This is a genomic window from Lachnoanaerobaculum saburreum DSM 3986 (assembly GCF_000185385.1).
In the GTDB taxonomy this organism is placed as follows: Bacteria; Bacillota; Clostridia; order Lachnospirales; family Lachnospiraceae; genus Lachnoanaerobaculum; species Lachnoanaerobaculum saburreum.
On record NZ_GL622331.1, the window covers coordinates 1 to 526 of the forward strand.

Here is a 526-nt window from a genome sequence, read left to right on the forward strand (position 1 = left end):
GAAATACTTCAAGATAAGATTGAAAACATTTTTAACGATATCAATCATGCTATCTTTAACGAGGAGCATGTAGATCTGCAACATCTCTACATTGACGGCTCCAAGTTTGAAGCAAACGCAAACAAGTATACCTGGGTATGGAAGAAGGCTACTGAAAAGTTCCGTTACAAGCTTTACGAAAAAATCACTGCGGAGATTGAGGAAATTAATGCAGAAATCGCATGGAGAGGGGTGCAGATCACAACAAACACAGAGTATGTACCGGATTATCTGAATGAAATCGTTGAGCAGCTAGTACTTTTATGGGAACTGGATACAAGTACATTTGTTTACGGAAGCGGAAAGCGAAAATCCAAAGAACAGCGTCATTATGAACACTTGACTACTTTCTGTCAGAAACTTCAAGAATACATACAAAAAATTGAAATCTGTGGTCCTAACCGAAACAGTTACTCTAAAACAGATAACTCAGCTACCTTTATGCGTATCAAAACGGATTACATGGGCAATGATCAGCTTCTGCCAG

At 38.6% G+C, this 526-nt stretch carries 1 pseudogene; it reads left to right on the forward strand.

The features are described from left to right. A pseudogene (locus HMPREF0381_RS15110) lies at window positions 1-526 on the forward strand (IS1182 family transposase); the annotation flags it as partial.